Source organism: Escherichia sp. AM3, from assembly GCF_032029835.1.
Lineage (GTDB): Bacteria > Pseudomonadota > Gammaproteobacteria > Enterobacterales > Enterobacteriaceae > Escherichia > Escherichia coli.
Map to the genome: position 1 here is coordinate 18,925 of NZ_JAVUPQ010000026.1, position 18,718 is coordinate 37,642.

Below are 18,718 nucleotides of genomic sequence, written 5' to 3' on the forward strand. Positions count from 1 at the left end.
GGCAATAAGGGTAATCTTGTGATGCTGATTGCGAAAAAGCAGAGTAATTTCACTGGCTTTTTCGCAATAGATGAATGGTTAAGATTCAGGTGTAAATTGCCAACGAGTTTCGATGACCAGCGGCCTATCTGGTGTCACCAATTCCGGCGTTAGATTTATTGCGTTAGGTGCCTGAGTCAGCGGGTTAATACAGGTGGCATCGGGCTGTTTATCAAATACCACCAGACTGTTTGCAGAAGAGATCATGGTCATCGCGAGTTTACCAGGCCACAGTAACTTAACCTTCACCCCGTCATAAAAACCAAAACAGTCATCCCAGGGACCGGCTTGAGGAGAGATACGATTTCCAGTTGGCAGTTCATCACTACCCGCTTCTTCTTGCCAGTCCGCATCAAAAAGCACCTGCAACGATTCTGTATTTTGCGGAGTCAGCTTTTTCGCAAGCCACGGATGCCAGCCTGCGGAGGCCGGGAATGTATCGGCATATGAATGGACTTCCAGTTGCAAAACCAGCGCATCGTTCTCCAGCAAAAAAGTCTGAATCACTTCCCCTTGCCAGGGCCACGGTGAAGCCAGGGGCATACGTAAAGTCAGGGAATCTGCTGTTTTGTCGATGATTTCCCACGTTGAGTAACAAGCCATACCATGCAACGCATGTGGTGGTTTATTGGCGGGTAAAGAATAACATTGCCCACCAGCATTCAGCGTCGCATTCCCCAGTCGCCCTGCCCACGGCACCATTGGGAAACAGCCATACTGAAAAGCTCTGCGCTGCGGCTGCCATTGGCGTAATACTTCAGAACCAAATGCCTTTAACGAGGTTATCCTGGCACCATCATGCGGATAAATCTGCAGGTGAATATTGCCTTTTTCCAGCGTCACTAACTCTCCTACAGGCCCAGGCCATGGCGCGTCAAACGCCTGTTGTAGCGCCAGGTAATGCTCGTTTTTTCGTTCAGTTTTCATGAGATTGTTCCCTGATGTAGCGGTAAGAAGCGGTTTCTTGTTCATCGGTCGGCTCAATCAGCCAGACGCAAACAAAGGAAAGAACTGAGACAGCAAATAAAAACAGAGCGACATACCACGGTTTTCCTCCCCCTAGCGCCAGCAAACTTGAGGCGATAAGGGGGCTTAGTCCGCCAAGAATCGCGGAAAATTGATAAGCAAAAGAAAGGCCGGTATATCGTACTTTGGTACCGAACATGCGGGTGAAAAGTGTTGGCTGCACGGCAAACATCATCGTCGGACCTAAGTTGTAGCCGAGGATCATACTGCACCAGATGATGAGCGTACTTTTGCTATCCAGTAATAAGAAGAAAGGAAACGCGAACAGGACACAAAATCCTGCTCCCGACAAATACAGACTTTTTTGACCTATACGATCTGATAACCATCCAACCAATGGACAACTGAAAATACCGATCGCCGAGGCAATCAACATACCCGTCAGGGGAATATCTCGCGACAATGCTAATTGGCTGGAAATATAGACAATACCAAAGGCGTTAATAATATTAGAGGAGACACTTTCCGCCAGCCTCGCACCCAGTGCCAATAAAATATTTCGTGGATGTTTTTTGAATAATTCAATCAACGGAGGAACGGACTTTTCTTTATTATTCGTCGTTTTTTGCTTTTGAAAATCCAGCGTTTCTTCGGTATGCAGGCGGATAAACAGCCCAACGATCAACATCACCGCAGAAAGCCAAAACGGAATGCGCCATCCCCAGGAGAGAAACTGCTCCGAAGTAAGAAAATGGTTACAGAGAGCAAAAATACCGGTTGCCAGCATAATACCCACAGACGCAGCCGTTTGCGGGAGTGAACCTAAAAATCCGCGTCGGGATTCGGGCGCTGATTCTATGGTCATCAATGCCGCTCCGCCATACTCGCCACCAAGACCAAAGCCCTGAATTAAACGCAGCGCCATTAATATGAGCGGTGCCCAGATCCCAATTTCCTGATACGTCGGAATAAAACCAATCAAAAATGTGGAGCAACCGACAATAGCCAGTGTCCAGATAAGTGTTATTTTTCGCCCAATTTTATCGCCAAAATGGCCAAAGACGATACCACCTAAAGGACGGGTCAAAAAACCAACGCCAAAGGTAGCAAAGGCGGCTATAAGACCTATAAAAGGATCGCTGTCTGGATAAAACAGCGGTGCAAATACCAGTCCTGCTGCCGTGCCAAAAATAAAGAAGTCATACCATTCCATTAACGCGCCTGCGAAACTGCCCATAACGACACGTCTCATGGCTTTACCGGAAAGCCCTTCACGCGGTGCGGGTAACTTTTCAGACATAATTTTCCTCTCCTGGTAGGCGAGAAATCTGGGATACGAACCACTAAACGTGGGCAGTTTGAATTAATGCGCATCGGTTTAAGCCGATGCGCATTAATTTATTTCTTCAATTCAGCCAGAACCTCTGCATCCTCAGCATCAACATTTGCACCCAGTGGTTCCCAATTAATCAATACGCAGGTCAGGAACCCCAAGAATGGCACGATTGCCAACCAGTAAAACGCTTCAGTTTTCAACGCCCCCCACAGCATCGGCCAGAAAATGAGTCCTGCAATTGCCCCTGTGCGCATAATAGCGCGGGCAAATCCGACCCCAGTAGGGCGAATAGCGGGAGGATAAGAGAGTGTGGCAATGGTCATGCCCAGCCCACCAGGACCCGCTGAATGGAAGAAAATAATTGATCCCAATAACCCTAAAGACAGCCATGGATTAGTCGTTGCCAGTGCGCCTAACGACAGCAATGCTAAGGTCACAACAGCAAATCCATACATCGACTGTCGGCGAGTACCCAGTCGTTGGAGAATAAACGAGCCGATCATCCCGCCTGTCACCCCACAAAGGGCATTCACGACGGCAGAACCCGTCAACGCACCAGTAAGCCCGCCACTTATTATTCCCGCCAACGTAAGAGGAAGATAAACACCTACGGCGTTATATTGCCACGCCTGCATGGTTGCCACGACACAGCCAAGAATGGTGCGTTTGCGGTAACGATCATTAAATAAGATGCCATATCCACCACTGTATTTATTCTCTGCTTTTTCCGAGAATTTCGCTTCTGTTGTACTCGATGCCGCAACGCGAGCCTGAACACCATAACGTTTTCCCAGAATGTCGCACGCTTCCTGGTAACGCCCGACGCGTGCGGCCCACATTGCGGATTCACCAATAAAGAAGTAACGCAAAATCATGAAGATGACTGCAAAAATAGCTCCGATGAATATTCCGTAACGCCACAATTGTTCTTCAGCGATATCCGACAGAAGCAGCGGCAAGAGCACCAAATAAACAACAGTTGTCGAAACATACCAGGCCATTTGCCAGAGGTTGACCGACGTTCCGGTTTTCTTCGACGTTGAACCACGAAGCTCTGCCACGGCATTGGTTGCCAAAGGGAAGTCGATGCCTAAACCAAAGCCCATGATGACGCGGCACACCAGCACCCACCAGATACTGGGCGCAATAGCTACCGCAGCAGCCCCGATGGTGCACAGCCCCATGCCAATAATAAATGCTCGCTTTTGCCCAAAGCGGTTTATTACTCGGTTCGCTAATAAACCGCCAATTAACGCGGCGATTAATACTGACGCATTAACGGTTGCGGCAAGGCCTGGAGAAATGCCAAATTGAGCGGCAATGTATTTATTACCAAACCCCACCATCGCCGCCTGGTAGGCATCAATCAATATGCCGCCCAAAGCAATAAAAATAACGCCGATACTGGTGTTGATTGCAGAGTTCTTATTAACAATATCAATTACGTCCTGTGGCCGACTAATTGAATAAGTTGCAGGACTGGTGATTTGACTCATCGCAGTGTCCTTTTTAATTGTTGTAGGGTGGCGCTGACGTGACGCAGCGCCAGACAGAGATTTAGAAAATCATTCCGGCGCAAATTGCAGCATGACCTTTATGGAGTCATTTTGCTGCGCGCGTTCGAATGCCGCCGCTGCATCCTCAATGGCAAATAAATCGGTAACCAGTTCACTGGTATCAAACCGCCCATCCGCCAGCCATTCGATAACAGCATCGAAATCTTCAGGGATGTACATGCCAGAGTTGAGCAAGTCACGCTCGAAACGTTGCATCATCGGTAATGGTATTTCACGCGGCCCACTTGGTACGCCCATGCACACGACGGTGCCTCCGGCATATACACGGGTACATGCATCGTTAAGCGTGGCCTGCGCTGCAACGACATCAATCGCCCCCGTAAATCGCACATCTGCGGCCAGCTCACCTGGTGCCCAAACTTCTGCTGCGCCCAGCTTTAACGCCAGCGCGCGTTTGGCAGCGTCAGGTTCAATCACGGTAATCTTACCTGCCCCCATAATGCGCAGTGCCTGCACGATGGATAAGCCTATCGTTCCGGCACCAATCACCAGTACGCTTTCCAGAGAAGCTTTCGGCATTCGGTTAACGCAGTGACGGGCACAAGCCGCCGGTTCGGCAAAGGCCAACACTTTTAGCGGTAAAGAGGCTGGTGCGACATGGCAATTACGCGCAGGAACAATGTGTTGTGAGCGAGCAAAGCCCGGTGCGCGAAAACCAGCAACCTGCGGTGGTTCACAAAGATTAAAACGTCCTGCTTTGCAGGCTCGGCATTCCATGCAAGCCATGATGGGATCGACCACAACATGATCGCCCGGCTGTACATTTTTAACGTCGCTGCCAACTTCCGTAACGCGCGCTGCAATTTCATGACCGGGGACGACAGGTGGTTTAGCAAACGGATGACCGCCTTTCAGAACATGCAGATCCGAACCGCATATCCCATAGAACACAGGCGCAATCCGCACTTCGTGCGGTTTAAGTTCCTGGTGTGGTACTTCAACATATTGAGTGGTGACTTTCCCAATATCTGAAAATAAAACCTGGGTAATTTTATCCATTGTTATTCTCCAGAATCGATATCCATAGGGGATTAGCGTTGCGCGATACCTTCATCGACAATTTCTGCCAACCGTTGTAAACGAGGAACAGAGACATCTCGCAGCATAGTTTGTGGATCTTGTGCACCAACAACCGACGCCCAAACCGCTCGTCCAGCCAGGAAGCCTGACGCACCACCTTTCATGGCAATACTTACTGCACGGCCAAAAATATCGGCATCAACGCCAGAAGAAAGAATTACCCACGGCATCTTCATCTGATCGTTAAGTTGCTGACAGGCGGCAAGTAAGGTTTTTTCATCGCCTTTGCCCCCTAATGGCATCTCGGCTTTGTAAAGATCAGCCTCTGTTCCACCAAGCTCTGCGGCGGCGGCAACAATGGCGCTTTCACGATCAAAGTCCCAACCGCGACGAGGTGGACGCACCACAGGTTCAATAATGCTAACCAGCCCGGCACTACGGCAGCGACGAACAAATTTATCAACCATTGCCAGACGTTCCTCTGCGGGTTCATCTTCACGCCAGAGTACAAGTAATTTCATTGCCTTAGCCCCCATTTCACGGGCTTTATGCGGGTCGACGGACATATCTATTTCAACGCTATCAACCGGGATGCCATTACCTGGGATAAAAAGATCGGCAGCGACAATCAGGCCGCAAGAATTAGCAACAGCGCCCTGCTCGACTATTTGCTCAAGACAAAATTGTTTATCCGCCAGAACGGCAGAAGCATAAGGAGAAAGGATTCGGGTCGCGGCAACTTTAAAATCGGTGAGTACACTGTCGGCGATGGGTTTTGGCTGCCCTGCTGCCGCAAACATCAAGCGCATGGCCTCACGCTGATCGACAGCTAACATGGCAAATCCACCACCTGGGCGGGAGATATCTTTCAGCGTAAATGGGGTGAAGTGGGATGACATAGAAACTCCTGTTAATAGATAAAATTAAAGACCAGCCTGCTGGCGAACCTGATTTAGCAGGGCACTCCAGTCCTGCCGCCCTTTGCCGTCTTGACTTGCTGCAGCGTAATAACTTTCTGCTGCAATCCCCATATTGAGCGGTGCCCCCGTCTCCCGAGCGACGTCAACTGCAATACGCAGATCTTTCAACGCCAGATCCACCATGAAGGCGGGTGAAAGATCGCCTTTCAGCACTTTGCAAGGCCAGGTGGTCGTAAAATGTCCTTTCCCTGCTGCCGTACCACTCATCACCTTAATTGCGACATCAAGATTTAATCCCAGTGACTCACATAACACAGCGGCCTCGGAGGACAGCGCATTAAGCGCAATGCTCATATAGTTGTTAATTAGCTTCACGCGGATCCCCATTCCTGGGCCGCCAGCCTCGACCAGCTCATTACCCATGCACATGAGAATCGGGCGTGCACGTGCAATCTGCTCATCAGTGCCACCCGCTAAAATCAGCAATGTGCCATCAATCGCATTCACGGACGTTCTGCCCACGGGGGCGTCCATCATACTGATGCCTTTTTCTTGTAACTCCCGTATTAATGCATCGGTCTGTAAGGGATGAATAGTCGACATATCAATCAATAACGCGTCAGATGAAACAGCCTCACAGACGCCTTTTTCCCCCAACAGAACCTGTCGAACAATGTCACCATTGGGAAGCATAGTGATGATAAATTCAGCGCCTGCTGCCGCTTCCGCTGGGGTTTGTGCCGCAGTGGCCCCCTGCGTAACTAGCGCATCGACGGCCTGTGCATTGACATCAAATACCTGCAATGAATGCCCTTTTTGCAATAGATTGTTAGCCATTGGGCTACCCATCTGCCCCAGCCCGAGAAATGCAATGGTTGCCATGAATACTCTCCTGTCTGACATTGACAAAATAATGACAATTGAAAATTCGTTTTCGTCTGTTTTTGAGCATATTTGTAATTTATGTTCAAAAACACGACACGCATCACTAATTTGATCATTTGTGTCATTTAAATTGACCGAAGACGACAAAATTAAACAGGACAAGACAAATATGACCAAAATTGCATGCGTGGGTATCACAGTTCAGGACAGGATTTATTCTTTGCTCACTCTGCCGGATGGCGGCGGAAAATATCAGGCAAATCATTATCTTGAGATTGGTGGCGGCCCGGCAGCAACAGCCGCTGTTGCAATCGCAAAGCTTGGCGTGGAGGTTGATTTCATCGGTCGCGTCGGCGATGACAGTTGTGGAAATACCTTACTTGCAGAACTTGAGGGTTGGGGCGTCAATACCGCATTTTGCCGCCGATATCCTAACGCCCGTTCATCGCAATCAGCGATCCTCGTTGATCAGCATGGCGAACGGATTATCGTTAATTATCCAAGTCCCGATCTCGGTACTGATGCCGAATGGTTAGAAGCGATCGATTTCTCTCGTTATGATCTGATTCTGGCCGATGTTCGCTGGCATAGCGGTACTGAAAAAGCATTCTCGCTAGCGCGTCTTGCGGGTGTGACAACGCTTTTAGACGCCGATATGACACCGCAGGATATTTCTCCACTTGTCGCGCTTGCCGATCACGCCGTGTTCTCAACACCAGGGCTGAAACGCATGACTGGCCTGCAGTCACCTGAAGAAGGTTTGTTCCAGGCAACGACACAAACAGCAGGTAAAGTGTATGTTACGCTGGGTTCTGAAGGATCGTTGTGGATTGAAGATGGTCATTTGTGTCAACAGGAGGCATTTTCTGTCAATGTGGTTGATACCACTGGAGCAGGCGATGTTTTTCACGGCGCACTCGCGGTAGCGTTGGCAGAAAAAATGCCAACAAAAGAGGCTATTCGTTTTGCCAGTGCGGTTGCCGCGATGAAATGTACCCAGCCTGGCGGTCGGGCCGGCATTCCTAATCGTGAGCAAACCGAATCATTTTTGTCACTTTATGCGTAAAATGGTAAACATCTACCGAGGAGGGGCAAGGGAGTATTCATGAGTATCATCGAAGTGACAGGTAATCCACGCCATGACCAACTCGTTCATCTAATCGCAGAACGCGGTTATATGAATATTGAAGAACTGGCACAACTGCTGGATGTTTCAACGCAAACCGTGCGCCGGGATATCCGAAAACTCAGTGAGCAGGGCTTGATCACCCGTCATCATGGAGGGGCCGGGCGCGTCTCCAGCGTCATGAATACCGCTTTTGAGCAACGGGAACTTTCGCTCACCGCCGAGAAACGGGCGATCGCTGAGGCAGTCGCCGATTACCTTCCCGAACGCTGTACCGTCTTTATCACCATCGGTACAACCGTAGAAGCCGTTGCCAGGGCATTACTCAACCGGCGTGATTTACGCATTATCACTAACAGCCTACGTGTGGCACAGATTCTTTATAAGAATCAGGATATTGAAGTGATGGTGCCGGGAGGCACTTTACGCGCTCATAACGGCGGGATTATCGGCCCAGGAGCCGTGGATTTTATTGAAGGCTTCCGCGCAGATTATTTAATCACCAGTATAGGTGCCATTGAACATGACGGCACCCTACTGGAATTTGATGTAAATGAAGCGTTAGTCGCGAGAACGATGATTAAACATGCGCGGAATACATTGTTAGTGGCCGATCATACGAAGTTTGCCGCGTCTGCTGCCGTTTCAATTGGCAATGCACGGAATGTCAGGGCTTTTTTTACAGATGCCCCGCCTCCCAATTCTTTCTGCCAGTTGTTAAGTGAAGAGAATGTTGAACTGGTGGTTGCCGAGCAGGAAGTTTCCTGAAATTGAAACTTCGAAAAATCCGCTGGGGATTCAGCGGATTTTATTTTGCCGGATGCGGCCTACGGTTGATACGGTTTTCGTTGGCCGGATTAAGCACATCCGGCCATTAATTAAGCTTCAGCCGCCAGCATCTCTTTCTTACGTTGGCTAATACGCTTAACCAGCATTACGGAAACCACCGCACCACAGAATGCGAAGCAGGCCATAATGCCAAACACGATTTTGTAGCCAATAATCCCCGGATTTAAATCCAGAATGTAGCCATACAGACTGAAGCAGAACATCGCCGGGGCGTAACCAATAAAGCTACCCAACGCCATCGCCGCGCCTGTTTTATTTTCAGCAATTTTTGCTTCGCCGATAGGTGCAAAAAATACGGCTCGCTGTGTAAAGACTATCGCGCCAAAGCCCAGCGTACATGCCATCCCTAAATAGACCGGCATACTTTCGTGCGGCAGCATAATCAACAGTACGAGCGCAGCGGTACTGATGATAAAGGTGTAGCATAGATATTTACTCGGCGATTTCAGGATCTTATCTGAAATCATGCCACCAATCGGTCCACCAATCATTTTCAGACAGTATTGGTTAATGATGCCGTAAGCCCCCACCAGCGCAACGGGCAATAGATAGATGTTTTTCAGGAATGGAATGAAGAATGTCAGGCCACAGTAAACCGCGTAAACGAAGAAGACGTTAAAAGCGATAAGCCAGATAGTTTTGTCTTTCAGCACCGAGGTCATACTGGTGTTTTTCGATGCTCCGTCTTCTTTTTTCACCTCGACGGACGGTGCCTCTTCTTTGTCATTCAGAACAAAGAAAATGATAATGCCTACGGCAATCACAATAAGGGAATAGAACCAGATGCCTGCTTTAAAACCCAATAAGCCACTGCCAAACCAGGTAAATACTGCCAACGCAGAAAATGCCACCACGGTATCGACAATGCCACGCCCTGTTTCGAAGAAGCCAAACAACCGACCTTGTTGTTCGCTATTGCCCAATCGACTTACCGACTTGAGCAAGACCGGCCAGTTCATCATGTCGCAAGTAACGCCAAATAGCGCCCAGACAAAGAGGATGCCCCAATACCCCGGCATTGTCGTCAAATAAACACCCAGTAATCCTGTCGCAATGAGTGAGAATGACATGGTGTATCTGCGCGGTAGTTTATCGGCAAAATAAATAGACAGAAAAAAACCCACTGTCGTGACAAATGAGTTTACCGACATAGCATTACCAATTTGACCATTGGTCAAATGGAAATATTCCTGCATCGGGATATAAAACGCATCTTTCAGCGACGGTAATTTATAAATTGTACCGCCACACAGTGTTAATAGACTAAATAAGGCCCATTTCTTTTTCGTGAGCATAACATCCCCTAAGCGATTTATAAAATCACTGTTTTAAAGGCAATAAGATATCGACCATTCTTATGGAATGGTTTTATTAACTGCGTATGAGTTAAAACTTATTAGTGGTTCAGAAGATGGCTTGCCTCTTGTTTGATTTGTTGTAGTACGTTACGCACATGATTTATCTGATTAATCGCATCTTCTTTTTCTTTACGTAACCGCGCATCCAGTAAATGATTTTCTGGTAGTGGTGTTTCACTCATCTGGCGATAAGGGATCCACGGATTATCATCTTCGTCTTCAAAGCGGAACGCCGGAGCATAATAATCAACCTCTTCTTCCAGGCCATATGCCGTCACCTGCGGCTCATCATCGCCCAGGCAGATAAGGTGCGTTAATAACGCTTTGAAGGGCATATCTCCCTGACCTGAAATACAGGCTTTATGGCCCAGACCACCCTGTTCTTTAACAATCAATGCATCTTTGATATGCACCTGGGTAATATGCGGCGCCATCGTTTTTAAAGCGTCGATGGGATGCTCATTTGCATTGATCATGTTCGCAAAATCAAACAGTAAGGAAAGAGACTCCATCTCACTTTCTTTGACCAACGACACCAGCTCATGGCTTTTTAAATCTTCATGCTGCTCGATCGTAAAAGTCAGGCCGCTGTCCTGATACGTTTCCCGTACATAGGCAATGTCGTTAGCGATGATCGATAATACGTCGCGCAAATTACCTTCATAACGTGGATAAAAACGTACGGACGATGCCCCAGTTTTCAACGCGATGGCGACGGCTTCGTCAATAGATGCCTTATCTGAGGCGCTGGTTTCAATATGAATATCAAGGTTCAGACGGCGGGCTTTATCACCAAAGGCAGAGAGTTCTTTATCGTCCATATTACCAAGAGAAAAACGCTCTCCATCCAGAACATGAATTTTGACGCCCCGCAGATTATTTTCACTCGCGATATCAAGTAAATCAGCAGGCAATACTCTTTCCAGCCGCATATTTAAATGAAAGGCATAGGCATGTAAATAAAGAGGAAGAGTATCGACACGTTGTAGAATCTTTCTTGCGTTATTTATTGTCACCATAAAACACCTACAGATTAATGATGAGGTCTACGGCCTCAAATCGCCAATATTCAATATCTATCTGGACAATATTGCCTTGCTGGTCGGCGCGATGCTTTTCAATTAAGATCGCTGGCATACCCGCAGAACCGCCAAGATACTTGCTGATATCGCCCGGCATTCTGACGGGTTTGAAAATCAATTTTTTTACTACCGTCTCTTTTTGGTAGCACTTTTCCCAGACTGCAGAAAATGAGTGGTTTTCAAGTTGTTCAATAAAACCCGGAGCAACTTCAGGATTAATATATGTTTCGTGATAGAAAACTTTATGTCCTTCCAACGCCCCCCAGCCGGTGATGCGATAGAGTTCAGTTGATGGCGTCACTGCAATCAGTGGCGCGAGCGTCTCGGGAATATCGCTGGTACGGCTTTTCTCGATAAACCCCCAGGAAGGTTCCCGCCCTTGCTCAATTGCGGCCCGCTGAAAGCTCGCCGACAGCTCCGGGCTGTAATTAAATCGCGGCTGAGTCACGAACCACCCTTTACGATCCTTACGGAAGATTTTGGATTCTGCCTCGAGGTTCAGCAACGCCTGGCGCAGCGTCATACGTTTAATGCCCAGCAGCTCTCCCAGCTCTCTTTCTGAAGGGAGTTTTCCACCCGGCGTAGTGATGCCATCTTTTAACCACCGATCCAGTTTCTCTTTTGCATTTTCTACGGTGGATTGATTTCCCGTCATTGTTTAATCCTTTTGGTTTAAACCAGATGAGGCATCTTACGCTTACGCCAAAAAAGAAAGCAATTAACGGCGTATGACTTTGCAGATAATTGTGACAAAGCTCTCTATTGACGTAACCACAGACTTATAAGGGAGATACTCGCATTGCTGAGTGCTCACGACAGGCAAAAAAAAACCTGCCATCGCTGGCAGGTTTTTTATGACTAAAAAACGAAATTAATCGTCTTTCGGTGCGCGGTTGGCGCGACGACGATCGTTTTCCGTCAGGTGACGTTTACGAATACGGATAGAGGTCGGGGTCACTTCTACCAGTTCGTCATCATCGATGAACTCCAGAGCTTGTTCCAGAGTCATGCGGATAGGCGGAACCAGAACAACGGCTTCGTCAGTACCGGAAGCACGCATGTTGGTCAGTTTCTTACCGGTCAGGCAGTTTACAGTCAGGTCGTTAGAGCGGCTATGAATACCGATAATCTGACCTTCGTAAACTTCTGCACCGTGACCGAGGAACAGCTTACCGCGATCCTGCAGACCGAACAGCGCGAACGCGACCGCTTTACCCTGACCGTTAGAGATCAGTACGCCGTTCTGACGCTGACCCACTTCACCCGGACGTACGTCGTCGTAGTGGCTGAAGGTGGAGTACAGCAGACCAGTACCGGAAGTCATGGTCATGAACTCAGAACGGAAGCCAATCAGACCACGGCTTGGGATCACGTAGTCGAGACGTACGCGGCCTTTACCGTCTGGATTCATGTTTTTCAGGTCGCCTTTACGTTCGCCCAGCGCCTGCATTACAGAACCCTGATGCTGTTCTTCAACGTCCAGAGTCACGTTTTCATACGGCTCTTGTTTACGACCGTCGATTTCACGGAAGATAACTTTCGGACGGGATACCGCCAGTTCGAAACCTTCACGACGCATGTTTTCGATCAGAACAGACAGGTGCAGTTCGCCACGACCAGAAACGCGGAACGCATCGGCGTCTTCGGTTTCTTCTACGCGCAGCGCAACGTTGTGTACCAGTTCTTTGTTCAGACGATCCAGGATCTGACGAGACGTTACGAACTTACCTTCTTTACCGCAGAACGGCGAGGTGTTAACGCAGAAGAACATAGAAACGGTCGGCTCATCAACGGAGAGTGCCGGCAGCGCTTCAACGTTTTGCGTGTCGCAAACGGTGTCAGAAATGTTCAGTTCGCCAAGGCCCGTGATCGCAACGATATCGCCAGCTTCCGCCAGATCGGTTTCGATACGTTCCAGACCGAGGTGGCCCAGCACTTTACCGACTTTCGCGTTGCGGGTTTTGCCTTCGCTATCGATGATAGTGACCTGCTGGTTCGGCTTCACTTTACCGCGCTTGATGCGGCCAATGCCGATAACGCCAACATAGCTGTTGTAATCGAGCTGAGAAATCTGCATCTGGAACGGACCGTCAAGGTCAACGTCCGGCGCAGGAACGTGATCAACAATCGCCTGATACAGCGGGGTCATGTCTTCCGCCATATCTTCGTGGTCCAGACCCGCGATACCGTTCAGCGCAGAAGCGTAAACGATCGGGAAGTCCAGCTGCTCGTCGGTCGCGTCGAGGTTAACGAACAGATCGAATACCTGATCCACAACCCAATCAGGACGCGCGCCAGGGCGGTCAACTTTGTTGATAACAACAATCGGCTTCAGGCCGTAAGCAAACGCTTTTTTGGTTACGAAGCGCGTTTGCGGCATCGGGCCGTCAAATGCGTCAACCACCAGCAGCACTGAGTCTACCATGGACATTACACGTTCAACTTCACCACCGAAGTCGGCGTGCCCCGGGGTATCAACGATGTTGATACGGTAATCATTCCATTTGATAGCGGTGTTTTTCGCGAGGATGGTAATCCCACGCTCTTTCTCCAAATCGTTGGAGTCCATCACGCGCTCTTGGGTTTCGGCACGAGAGTCGAACGTACCGGATTGTTGGAGCAGCTTGTCTACCAGGGTGGTTTTACCATGGTCTACGTGCGCGATGATGGCGATATTACGCAATTTTTCGATCACAACTTTGCCTCAGGCATTAGAAATAGCGCGTTATTGTACACGGATTAATCGCACTACAAAACAGGATCACAAACATCCTCCGCAAACAAGTATTGCAGAGTCCCTTTGTGATCGCTTTCACGGAGCATAAAAAGGGTTATCCAAAGGTCATTGCACCAACATGGTGCTTAATGTTTCCATTGAAGCACTATATTGGTGCAACATTCACATCGTGGTGCAGCCCTTTTGCACGATGGTGCGCATGATAACGCCTTTTAGGGGCAATTTAAAAGTTGGCACAGATTTCGCTTTATCTTTTTTACGGCGACACGGCCAAAATAATTGCAGATTTCGTTACCACGACGACCATGACCAATCCAGGAGAGTTAAAGTATGTCCGCTGAACACGTACTGACGATGCTGAACGAGCACGAAGTGAAGTTTGTTGATTTGCGCTTCACCGATACTAAAGGTAAAGAACAGCACGTCACTATCCCTGCTCATCAGGTGAATGCTGAATTCTTCGAAGAAGGCAAAATGTTTGACGGCTCCTCGATTGGCGGCTGGAAAGGCATTAACGAGTCCGACATGGTGCTGATGCCAGACGCATCCACCGCAGTGATTGACCCGTTCTTCGCCGACTCCACCCTGATTATCCGTTGCGACATCCTTGAACCTGGCACCCTGCAAGGCTATGACCGTGACCCGCGCTCCATTGCGAAGCGCGCCGAAGATTACCTGCGTTCCACTGGCATTGCCGACACCGTACTGTTCGGGCCAGAACCTGAATTCTTCCTGTTCGATGACATCCGTTTCGGATCATCTATCTCCGGTTCTCACGTTGCTATCGACGATATCGAAGGCGCATGGAACTCCTCCACCCAATATGAAGGTGGTAACAAAGGTCACCGTCCGGCAGTGAAAGGCGGTTACTTCCCGGTTCCGCCGGTAGACTCTGCTCAGGATATTCGTTCTGAAATGTGTCTGGTGATGGAACAGATGGGCCTGGTGGTTGAAGCCCATCACCACGAAGTAGCGACTGCTGGTCAGAACGAAGTGGCTACCCGCTTCAATACCATGACCAAAAAAGCTGACGAAATTCAGATCTACAAATATGTTGTGCACAACGTAGCGCACCGCTTCGGTAAAACCGCGACCTTTATGCCAAAACCGATGTTCGGTGATAACGGCTCCGGTATGCACTGCCACATGTCTCTGTCTAAAAACGGCGTTAACCTGTTCGCAGGCGACAAATACGCAGGTCTGTCTGAGCAGGCGCTGTACTACATTGGCGGCGTAATCAAACACGCTAAAGCGATTAACGCCCTGGCAAACCCGACCACCAACTCTTATAAGCGTCTGGTCCCGGGCTATGAAGCACCGGTAATGCTGGCTTACTCTGCGCGTAACCGTTCTGCGTCTATCCGTATTCCGGTGGTTTCTTCTCCGAAAGCACGTCGTATCGAAGTACGTTTCCCGGATCCGGCAGCTAACCCGTACCTGTGCTTTGCTGCCCTGCTGATGGCCGGTCTTGATGGTATCAAGAACAAGATCCATCCGGGCGAAGCCATGGACAAAAACCTGTATGACCTGCCGCCAGAAGAAGCGAAAGAGATCCCACAGGTTGCAGGCTCTCTGGAAGAAGCACTGAACGAACTGGATCTGGACCGCGAGTTCCTGAAAGCCGGTGGCGTGTTCACTGACGAAGCAATTGATGCGTACATCGCACTGCGTCGCGAAGAAGATGACCGCGTGCGTATGACTCCGCATCCGGTAGAGTTTGAGCTGTACTACAGCGTCTAAGTGTTTTAGTTGCCGTGGAAACTTTTCGCCTGTCTCTGGCAGGCCTGGGATCGGTGGCAAGCACATCACGCCGGATGCGACGCAAATGCGTCTTACCCGGCCTACACGGTGATGATGTGGTAGGCCGGAGCAGGTGAGTCGCTCTCCAACGTGAAGTTTGTCAGCTATCTGTAGCCCATCTCTGCATGGGCTTTTTTCTCCGTCAATTCTCTGATGCTTCGCGCTTTTTATCCGTAAAAAGCTATAATGCACTAAAATGGTGCAACCTGTTCAGGAGACTGCTTTATGGCAACAGGCACGCAGCCCGATGCTGGGCAGATCCTCAACTCGCTGATTAACAGTATTTTGTTAATCGATGACAACCTGGCGATCCATTACGCCAACCCCGCCGCGCAACAACTGCTCGCCCAAAGCTCCCGCAAATTGTTTGGTACACCGTTACCGGAACTGTTGAGCTACTTCTCATTAAATATCGAGCTGATGCAAGAAAGTCTGGAGGCGGGGCAAGGTTTTACCGATAACGAAGTGACGCTGGTCATCGACGGGCGCTCGCATATCCTTTCTGTGACGGCCCAGCGTATGCCGGACGGCATGATCCTGCTGGAGATGGCTCCGATGGATAACCAGCGCCGCTTAAGTCAGGAACAGCTACAGCACGCCCAGCAGGTTGCTGCCCGTGATTTAGTGCGCGGCCTGGCACATGAGATTAAAAATCCGCTTGGCGGTTTACGTGGCGCGGCGCAGCTGCTCAGCAAAGCGTTACCTGACCCATCACTACTCGAATATACCAAAGTGATTATCGAACAGGCGGACCGGCTGCGAAATCTGGTCGACCGTCTGTTGGGGCCGCAGCTGCCCGGTACGCGCGTTACCGAAAGTATTCACAAAGTGGCTGAACGCGTGGTAACGCTGGTGTCGATGGAACTGCCGGACAACGTGCGGTTGATTCGTGATTACGATCCCAGCCTGCCGGAACTGGCGCACGACCCGGATCAAATTGAACAGGTCTTGCTGAATATTGTGCGCAATGCGCTACAGGCGCTGGGGCCGGAAGGCGGTGAAATCATTCTGCGTACCCGCACCGCGTTTCAACTGACCTTACACGGCGAGCGCTACCGGCTGGCGGCGCGGATTGATGTGGAAGATAACGGGCCGGGCATTCCGCCTCATTTGCAGGATACGCTGTTTTACCCGATGGTCAGCGGCCGCGAAGGTGGCACCGGGCTTGGCTTATCCATCGCTCGTAATTTGATTGATCAGCATTCAGGCAAAATTGAATTTACCAGTTGGCCAGGGCATACCGAGTTCTCGGTTTACCTGCCTATCAGGAAATAAAGGTGACGTTTATGCAACGAGGGATAGTCTGGGTAGTCGATGACGATAGTTCCATCCGTTGGGTGCTTGAACGTGCGCTCGCTGGAGCGGGTTTAACCTGTACGACATTTGAGAACGGCGCGGAAGTACTGGAGGCGCTGGCGAGCAAAACGCCGGATGTGCTGCTTTCAGATATCCGTATGCCGGGAATGGACGGGCTGGCGCTGCTCAAGCAGATTAAACAGCGCCATCCAATGCTTCCGGTCATCATTATGACCGCACATTCCGATCTGGATGCTGCCGTCAGCGCCTATCAACAAGGGGCGTTTGATTATCTGCCCAAACCGTTTGATATCGACGAAGCAGTGGCGCTGGTTGAGCGCGCTATCAGTCATTACCAGGAACAGCAGCAGCCGCGTAATATTCAGCTTAACGGCCCAACGACCGATATCATCGGCGAAGCGCCAGCCATGCAGGACGTGTTCCGTATTATCGGTCGGCTTTCGCGTTCTTCTATTAGCGTGCTGATTAACGGCGAATCCGGCACCGGTAAAGAACTGGTCGCTCATGCCCTGCATCGCCACAGTCCGCGCGCCAAAGCGCCGTTTATCGCGCTGAATATGGCAGCTATCCCAAAAGATTTGATCGAATCAGAACTGTTTGGCCACGAGAAAGGCGCGTTTACTGGCGCGAATACCATTCGTCAGGGGCGTTTTGAACAGGCCGATGGCGGTACATTATTCCTCGACGAAATTGGTGATATGCCGCTGGATGTGCAGACGCGTTTGCTGCGCGTGCTGGCAGACGGTCAGTTTTACCGCGTTGGCGGCTATGCGCCGGTGAAAGTGGATGTGCGGATTATCGCTGCCACTCACCAGAATCTCGAACAGCGAGTGCAGGAAGGTAAGTTCCGTGAGGATCTGTTCCACCGCCTGAACGTTATCCGCGTTCATCTGCCGCCGCTGCGCGAACGTCGGGAAGATATTCCCCGTCTGGCGCGCCATTTTTTACAGGTTGCCGCGCACGAACTGGGCGTAGAAGCGAAGTTACTGCATCCGGAAACCGAAGCTGCTCTGACGCGTCTGGCGTGGCCAGGCAACGTGCGCCAGCTGGAAAACACCTGCCGCTGGCTAACGGTGATGGCCGCCGGGCAGGAAGTGTTGATTCAGGATTTGCCCGGCGAACTGTTTGAATCAACGGTTGCGGAGAGTACTTCGCAAATGCAACCGGACAGTTGGGCGACGCTTCTTGCGCAGTGGGCAGACAGAGCGCTGCGTTCCGGTCATCAAAATCTGCTTTCCGAAGCGCAGCCAGAGCTGGAGCGGACGTTACTGACGACCGCGTTGCGACATACGCAGGGGCATAAACAGGAAGCGGCGCGGCTACTCGGCTGGGGCCGCAACACCCTGACGCGTAAGTTAAAAGAGCTGGGGATGGAGTGATTCACAGCTTGTGTGTAAAGATTGATTATTGAGCGCAAATTGCTGGTATTTTACGCTTTACTGTTCCGATAAGTTCAGTATGATCTTGCCCGGAAAACGGGGAGAGTCATTATGCTGGAATCAATAATTAATCTGGTATCGAGTGGCGCAGTTGACAGCCACACACCGCAAACTGCCGTTGCTGCCGTGCTGTGTGCCGCAATGATTGGGCTGTTTAGTTGAGTTTCAGATTGCTGATGAAGTGCTCTTTGTTCATGCCGGATGCGGCGTGAACGCCTTATCCGGCCTACAAAAGCAATATTTTCAACAGGTTTTGTAGGCCTGATA

General features: G+C 50.0%; 16 protein-coding genes. 6 read left to right on the top strand and 10 right to left on the bottom strand.

The genetic code is table 11. The annotated features are described in order from the left end of the window. Positions 1-78 precede the first annotated feature (78 nt). The 6 genes from RTW80_RS11915 to yihU all read right to left on the bottom strand — a co-directional run bounded on the left by RTW80_RS11915 (position 79) and on the right by yihU (position 6,740). Positions 79-966: an aldose 1-epimerase gene (locus RTW80_RS11915; protein WP_063119344.1), complete on the bottom strand. Its 888-nt coding sequence runs from the start codon at positions 964-966 to the stop codon at positions 79-81. After that, complete coding sequence (locus RTW80_RS11920; RefSeq protein ID WP_001291190.1) at positions 956-2,305, bottom strand: MFS transporter; 1,350 nt, start codon at positions 2,303-2,305, stop codon at positions 956-958. Before RTW80_RS11920 ends, RTW80_RS11915 begins: the two co-directional genes overlap by 11 nt. A 98-nt stretch (positions 2,306-2,403) precedes the next feature. After that, complete coding sequence (locus RTW80_RS11925) at positions 2,404-3,837, bottom strand: MFS transporter (protein ID WP_032247381.1); 1,434 nt, start codon at positions 3,835-3,837, stop codon at positions 2,404-2,406. A 69-nt stretch (positions 3,838-3,906) separates the two neighbouring features. Then, positions 3,907-4,917, bottom strand: coding sequence for a zinc-dependent alcohol dehydrogenase (locus RTW80_RS11930; RefSeq protein ID WP_000357967.1), 1,011 nt, complete (start codon positions 4,915-4,917; stop codon positions 3,907-3,909). Positions 4,918-4,949: 32 nt separating this feature from the next. Continuing rightward, the gene (locus RTW80_RS11935) at positions 4,950-5,837 is read right to left on the bottom strand and encodes an aldolase (RefSeq protein WP_000094544.1); all 888 of its coding nucleotides are present in this window, start codon (positions 5,835-5,837) and stop codon (positions 4,950-4,952) included. A gap of 24 nt (positions 5,838-5,861) precedes the next feature. Next, positions 5,862-6,740, bottom strand: coding sequence for a sulfolactaldehyde 3-reductase (gene yihU, locus RTW80_RS11940; RefSeq protein ID WP_001299483.1), 879 nt, complete (start codon positions 6,738-6,740; stop codon positions 5,862-5,864). A gap of 172 nt (positions 6,741-6,912) precedes the next feature. Here yihU and RTW80_RS11945 point away from each other — a divergent pair, with 172 nt between their 5' ends. Next, complete coding sequence (locus RTW80_RS11945; protein ID WP_000160872.1) at positions 6,913-7,809, top strand: sugar kinase; 897 nt, start codon at positions 6,913-6,915, stop codon at positions 7,807-7,809. 39 nt (positions 7,810-7,848) lie between these two features. Next, positions 7,849-8,637 carry a DeoR/GlpR family DNA-binding transcription regulator gene (locus RTW80_RS11950; protein WP_000022286.1) on the top strand — a complete coding sequence of 263 codons (789 nt, stop codon included), beginning with the start codon at positions 7,849-7,851 and terminating at the stop codon, positions 8,635-8,637. A 110-nt stretch (positions 8,638-8,747) separates the two neighbouring features. Here the strand turns inward: RTW80_RS11950 and RTW80_RS11955 are convergent, their stop codons facing one another. The 4 genes from RTW80_RS11955 to typA form a co-directional block, all read right to left on the bottom strand. Further along, positions 8,748-10,013, bottom strand: coding sequence for an MFS transporter (locus tag RTW80_RS11955; RefSeq protein ID WP_000956312.1), 1,266 nt, complete (start codon positions 10,011-10,013; stop codon positions 8,748-8,750). A 101-nt stretch (positions 10,014-10,114) separates the two neighbouring features. Next, positions 10,115-11,095, bottom strand: a complete 981-nt coding sequence (locus RTW80_RS11960) for a sugar phosphate isomerase/epimerase family protein (protein ID WP_000256400.1) — start codon at positions 11,093-11,095, stop codon at positions 10,115-10,117. Between the two features lie 7 nt (positions 11,096-11,102). Next, on the bottom strand, positions 11,103-11,813 hold the full coding sequence (locus RTW80_RS11965) for a GntR family transcriptional regulator (RefSeq protein ID WP_032248001.1): 711 nt from the start codon (positions 11,811-11,813) through the stop codon (positions 11,103-11,105). Between the two features lie 216 nt (positions 11,814-12,029). Next, positions 12,030-13,853, bottom strand: coding sequence for a ribosome-dependent GTPase TypA (typA, locus tag RTW80_RS11970; RefSeq protein ID WP_000570668.1), 1,824 nt, complete (start codon positions 13,851-13,853; stop codon positions 12,030-12,032). Between the two features lie 372 nt (positions 13,854-14,225). Here typA and glnA point away from each other — a divergent pair, with 372 nt between their 5' ends. From glnA to RTW80_RS11990, 4 genes are all read left to right on the top strand, one after another. Further along, positions 14,226-15,635: a glutamate--ammonia ligase gene (glnA, locus tag RTW80_RS11975; protein WP_001271717.1), complete on the top strand. Its 1,410-nt coding sequence runs from the start codon at positions 14,226-14,228 to the stop codon at positions 15,633-15,635. A 285-nt stretch (positions 15,636-15,920) separates the two neighbouring features. Continuing rightward, positions 15,921-16,970 (top strand): nitrogen regulation protein NR(II), encoded by a 1,050-nt coding sequence (glnL, locus tag RTW80_RS11980; RefSeq protein WP_000190577.1) that lies wholly within the window; start codon positions 15,921-15,923, stop codon positions 16,968-16,970. Between the two features lie 11 nt (positions 16,971-16,981). Then, positions 16,982-18,391 carry a nitrogen regulation protein NR(I) gene (gene glnG / locus RTW80_RS11985; RefSeq protein WP_001188775.1) on the top strand — a complete coding sequence of 470 codons (1,410 nt, stop codon included), beginning with the start codon at positions 16,982-16,984 and terminating at the stop codon, positions 18,389-18,391. Between the two features lie 111 nt (positions 18,392-18,502). Continuing rightward, positions 18,503-18,613, top strand: a complete 111-nt coding sequence (locus RTW80_RS11990) for a YshB family small membrane protein (RefSeq protein ID WP_000893994.1) — start codon at positions 18,503-18,505, stop codon at positions 18,611-18,613. Positions 18,614-18,718: the final 105 nt, after the last annotated feature.

Bases quoted from the DNA above. Each gene is read 5' to 3' on its own strand.
- yihU (WP_001299483.1), bottom strand. From the start codon at position 6,740: ATGGCAACCATTGCATTTCTCGGGCTGGGGCAGATGGGTAGCCCAATG.
- RTW80_RS11920 (WP_001291190.1), bottom strand. From the start codon at position 2,305: ATGTCTGAAAAGTTACCCGCACCGCGTGAAGGGCTTTCCGGTAAAGCC.
- RTW80_RS11935 (WP_000094544.1), bottom strand. From the start codon at position 5,837: ATGTCATCCCACTTCACCCCATTTACGCTGAAAGATATCTCCCGCCCA.
- RTW80_RS11965 (WP_032248001.1), bottom strand. From the start codon at position 11,813: ATGACGGGAAATCAATCCACCGTAGAAAATGCAAAAGAGAAACTGGAT.
- RTW80_RS11915 (WP_063119344.1), bottom strand. From the start codon at position 966: ATGAAAACTGAACGAAAAAACGAGCATTACCTGGCGCTACAACAGGCG.
- RTW80_RS11925 (WP_032247381.1), bottom strand. From the start codon at position 3,837: ATGAGTCAAATCACCAGTCCTGCAACTTATTCAATTAGTCGGCCACAG.
- glnL (WP_000190577.1), top strand. From the start codon at position 15,921: ATGGCAACAGGCACGCAGCCCGATGCTGGGCAGATCCTCAACTCGCTG.
- RTW80_RS11930 (WP_000357967.1), bottom strand. From the start codon at position 4,917: ATGGATAAAATTACCCAGGTTTTATTTTCAGATATTGGGAAAGTCACC.
- RTW80_RS11950 (WP_000022286.1), top strand. From the start codon at position 7,849: ATGAGTATCATCGAAGTGACAGGTAATCCACGCCATGACCAACTCGTT.
- RTW80_RS11955 (WP_000956312.1), bottom strand. From the start codon at position 10,013: ATGCTCACGAAAAAGAAATGGGCCTTATTTAGTCTATTAACACTGTGT.
- RTW80_RS11945 (WP_000160872.1), top strand. From the start codon at position 6,913: ATGACCAAAATTGCATGCGTGGGTATCACAGTTCAGGACAGGATTTAT.
- glnG (WP_001188775.1), top strand. From the start codon at position 16,982: ATGCAACGAGGGATAGTCTGGGTAGTCGATGACGATAGTTCCATCCGT.
- RTW80_RS11960 (WP_000256400.1), bottom strand. From the start codon at position 11,095: ATGGTGACAATAAATAACGCAAGAAAGATTCTACAACGTGTCGATACT.
- RTW80_RS11990 (WP_000893994.1), top strand. From the start codon at position 18,503: ATGCTGGAATCAATAATTAATCTGGTATCGAGTGGCGCAGTTGACAGC.
- glnA (WP_001271717.1), top strand. From the start codon at position 14,226: ATGTCCGCTGAACACGTACTGACGATGCTGAACGAGCACGAAGTGAAG.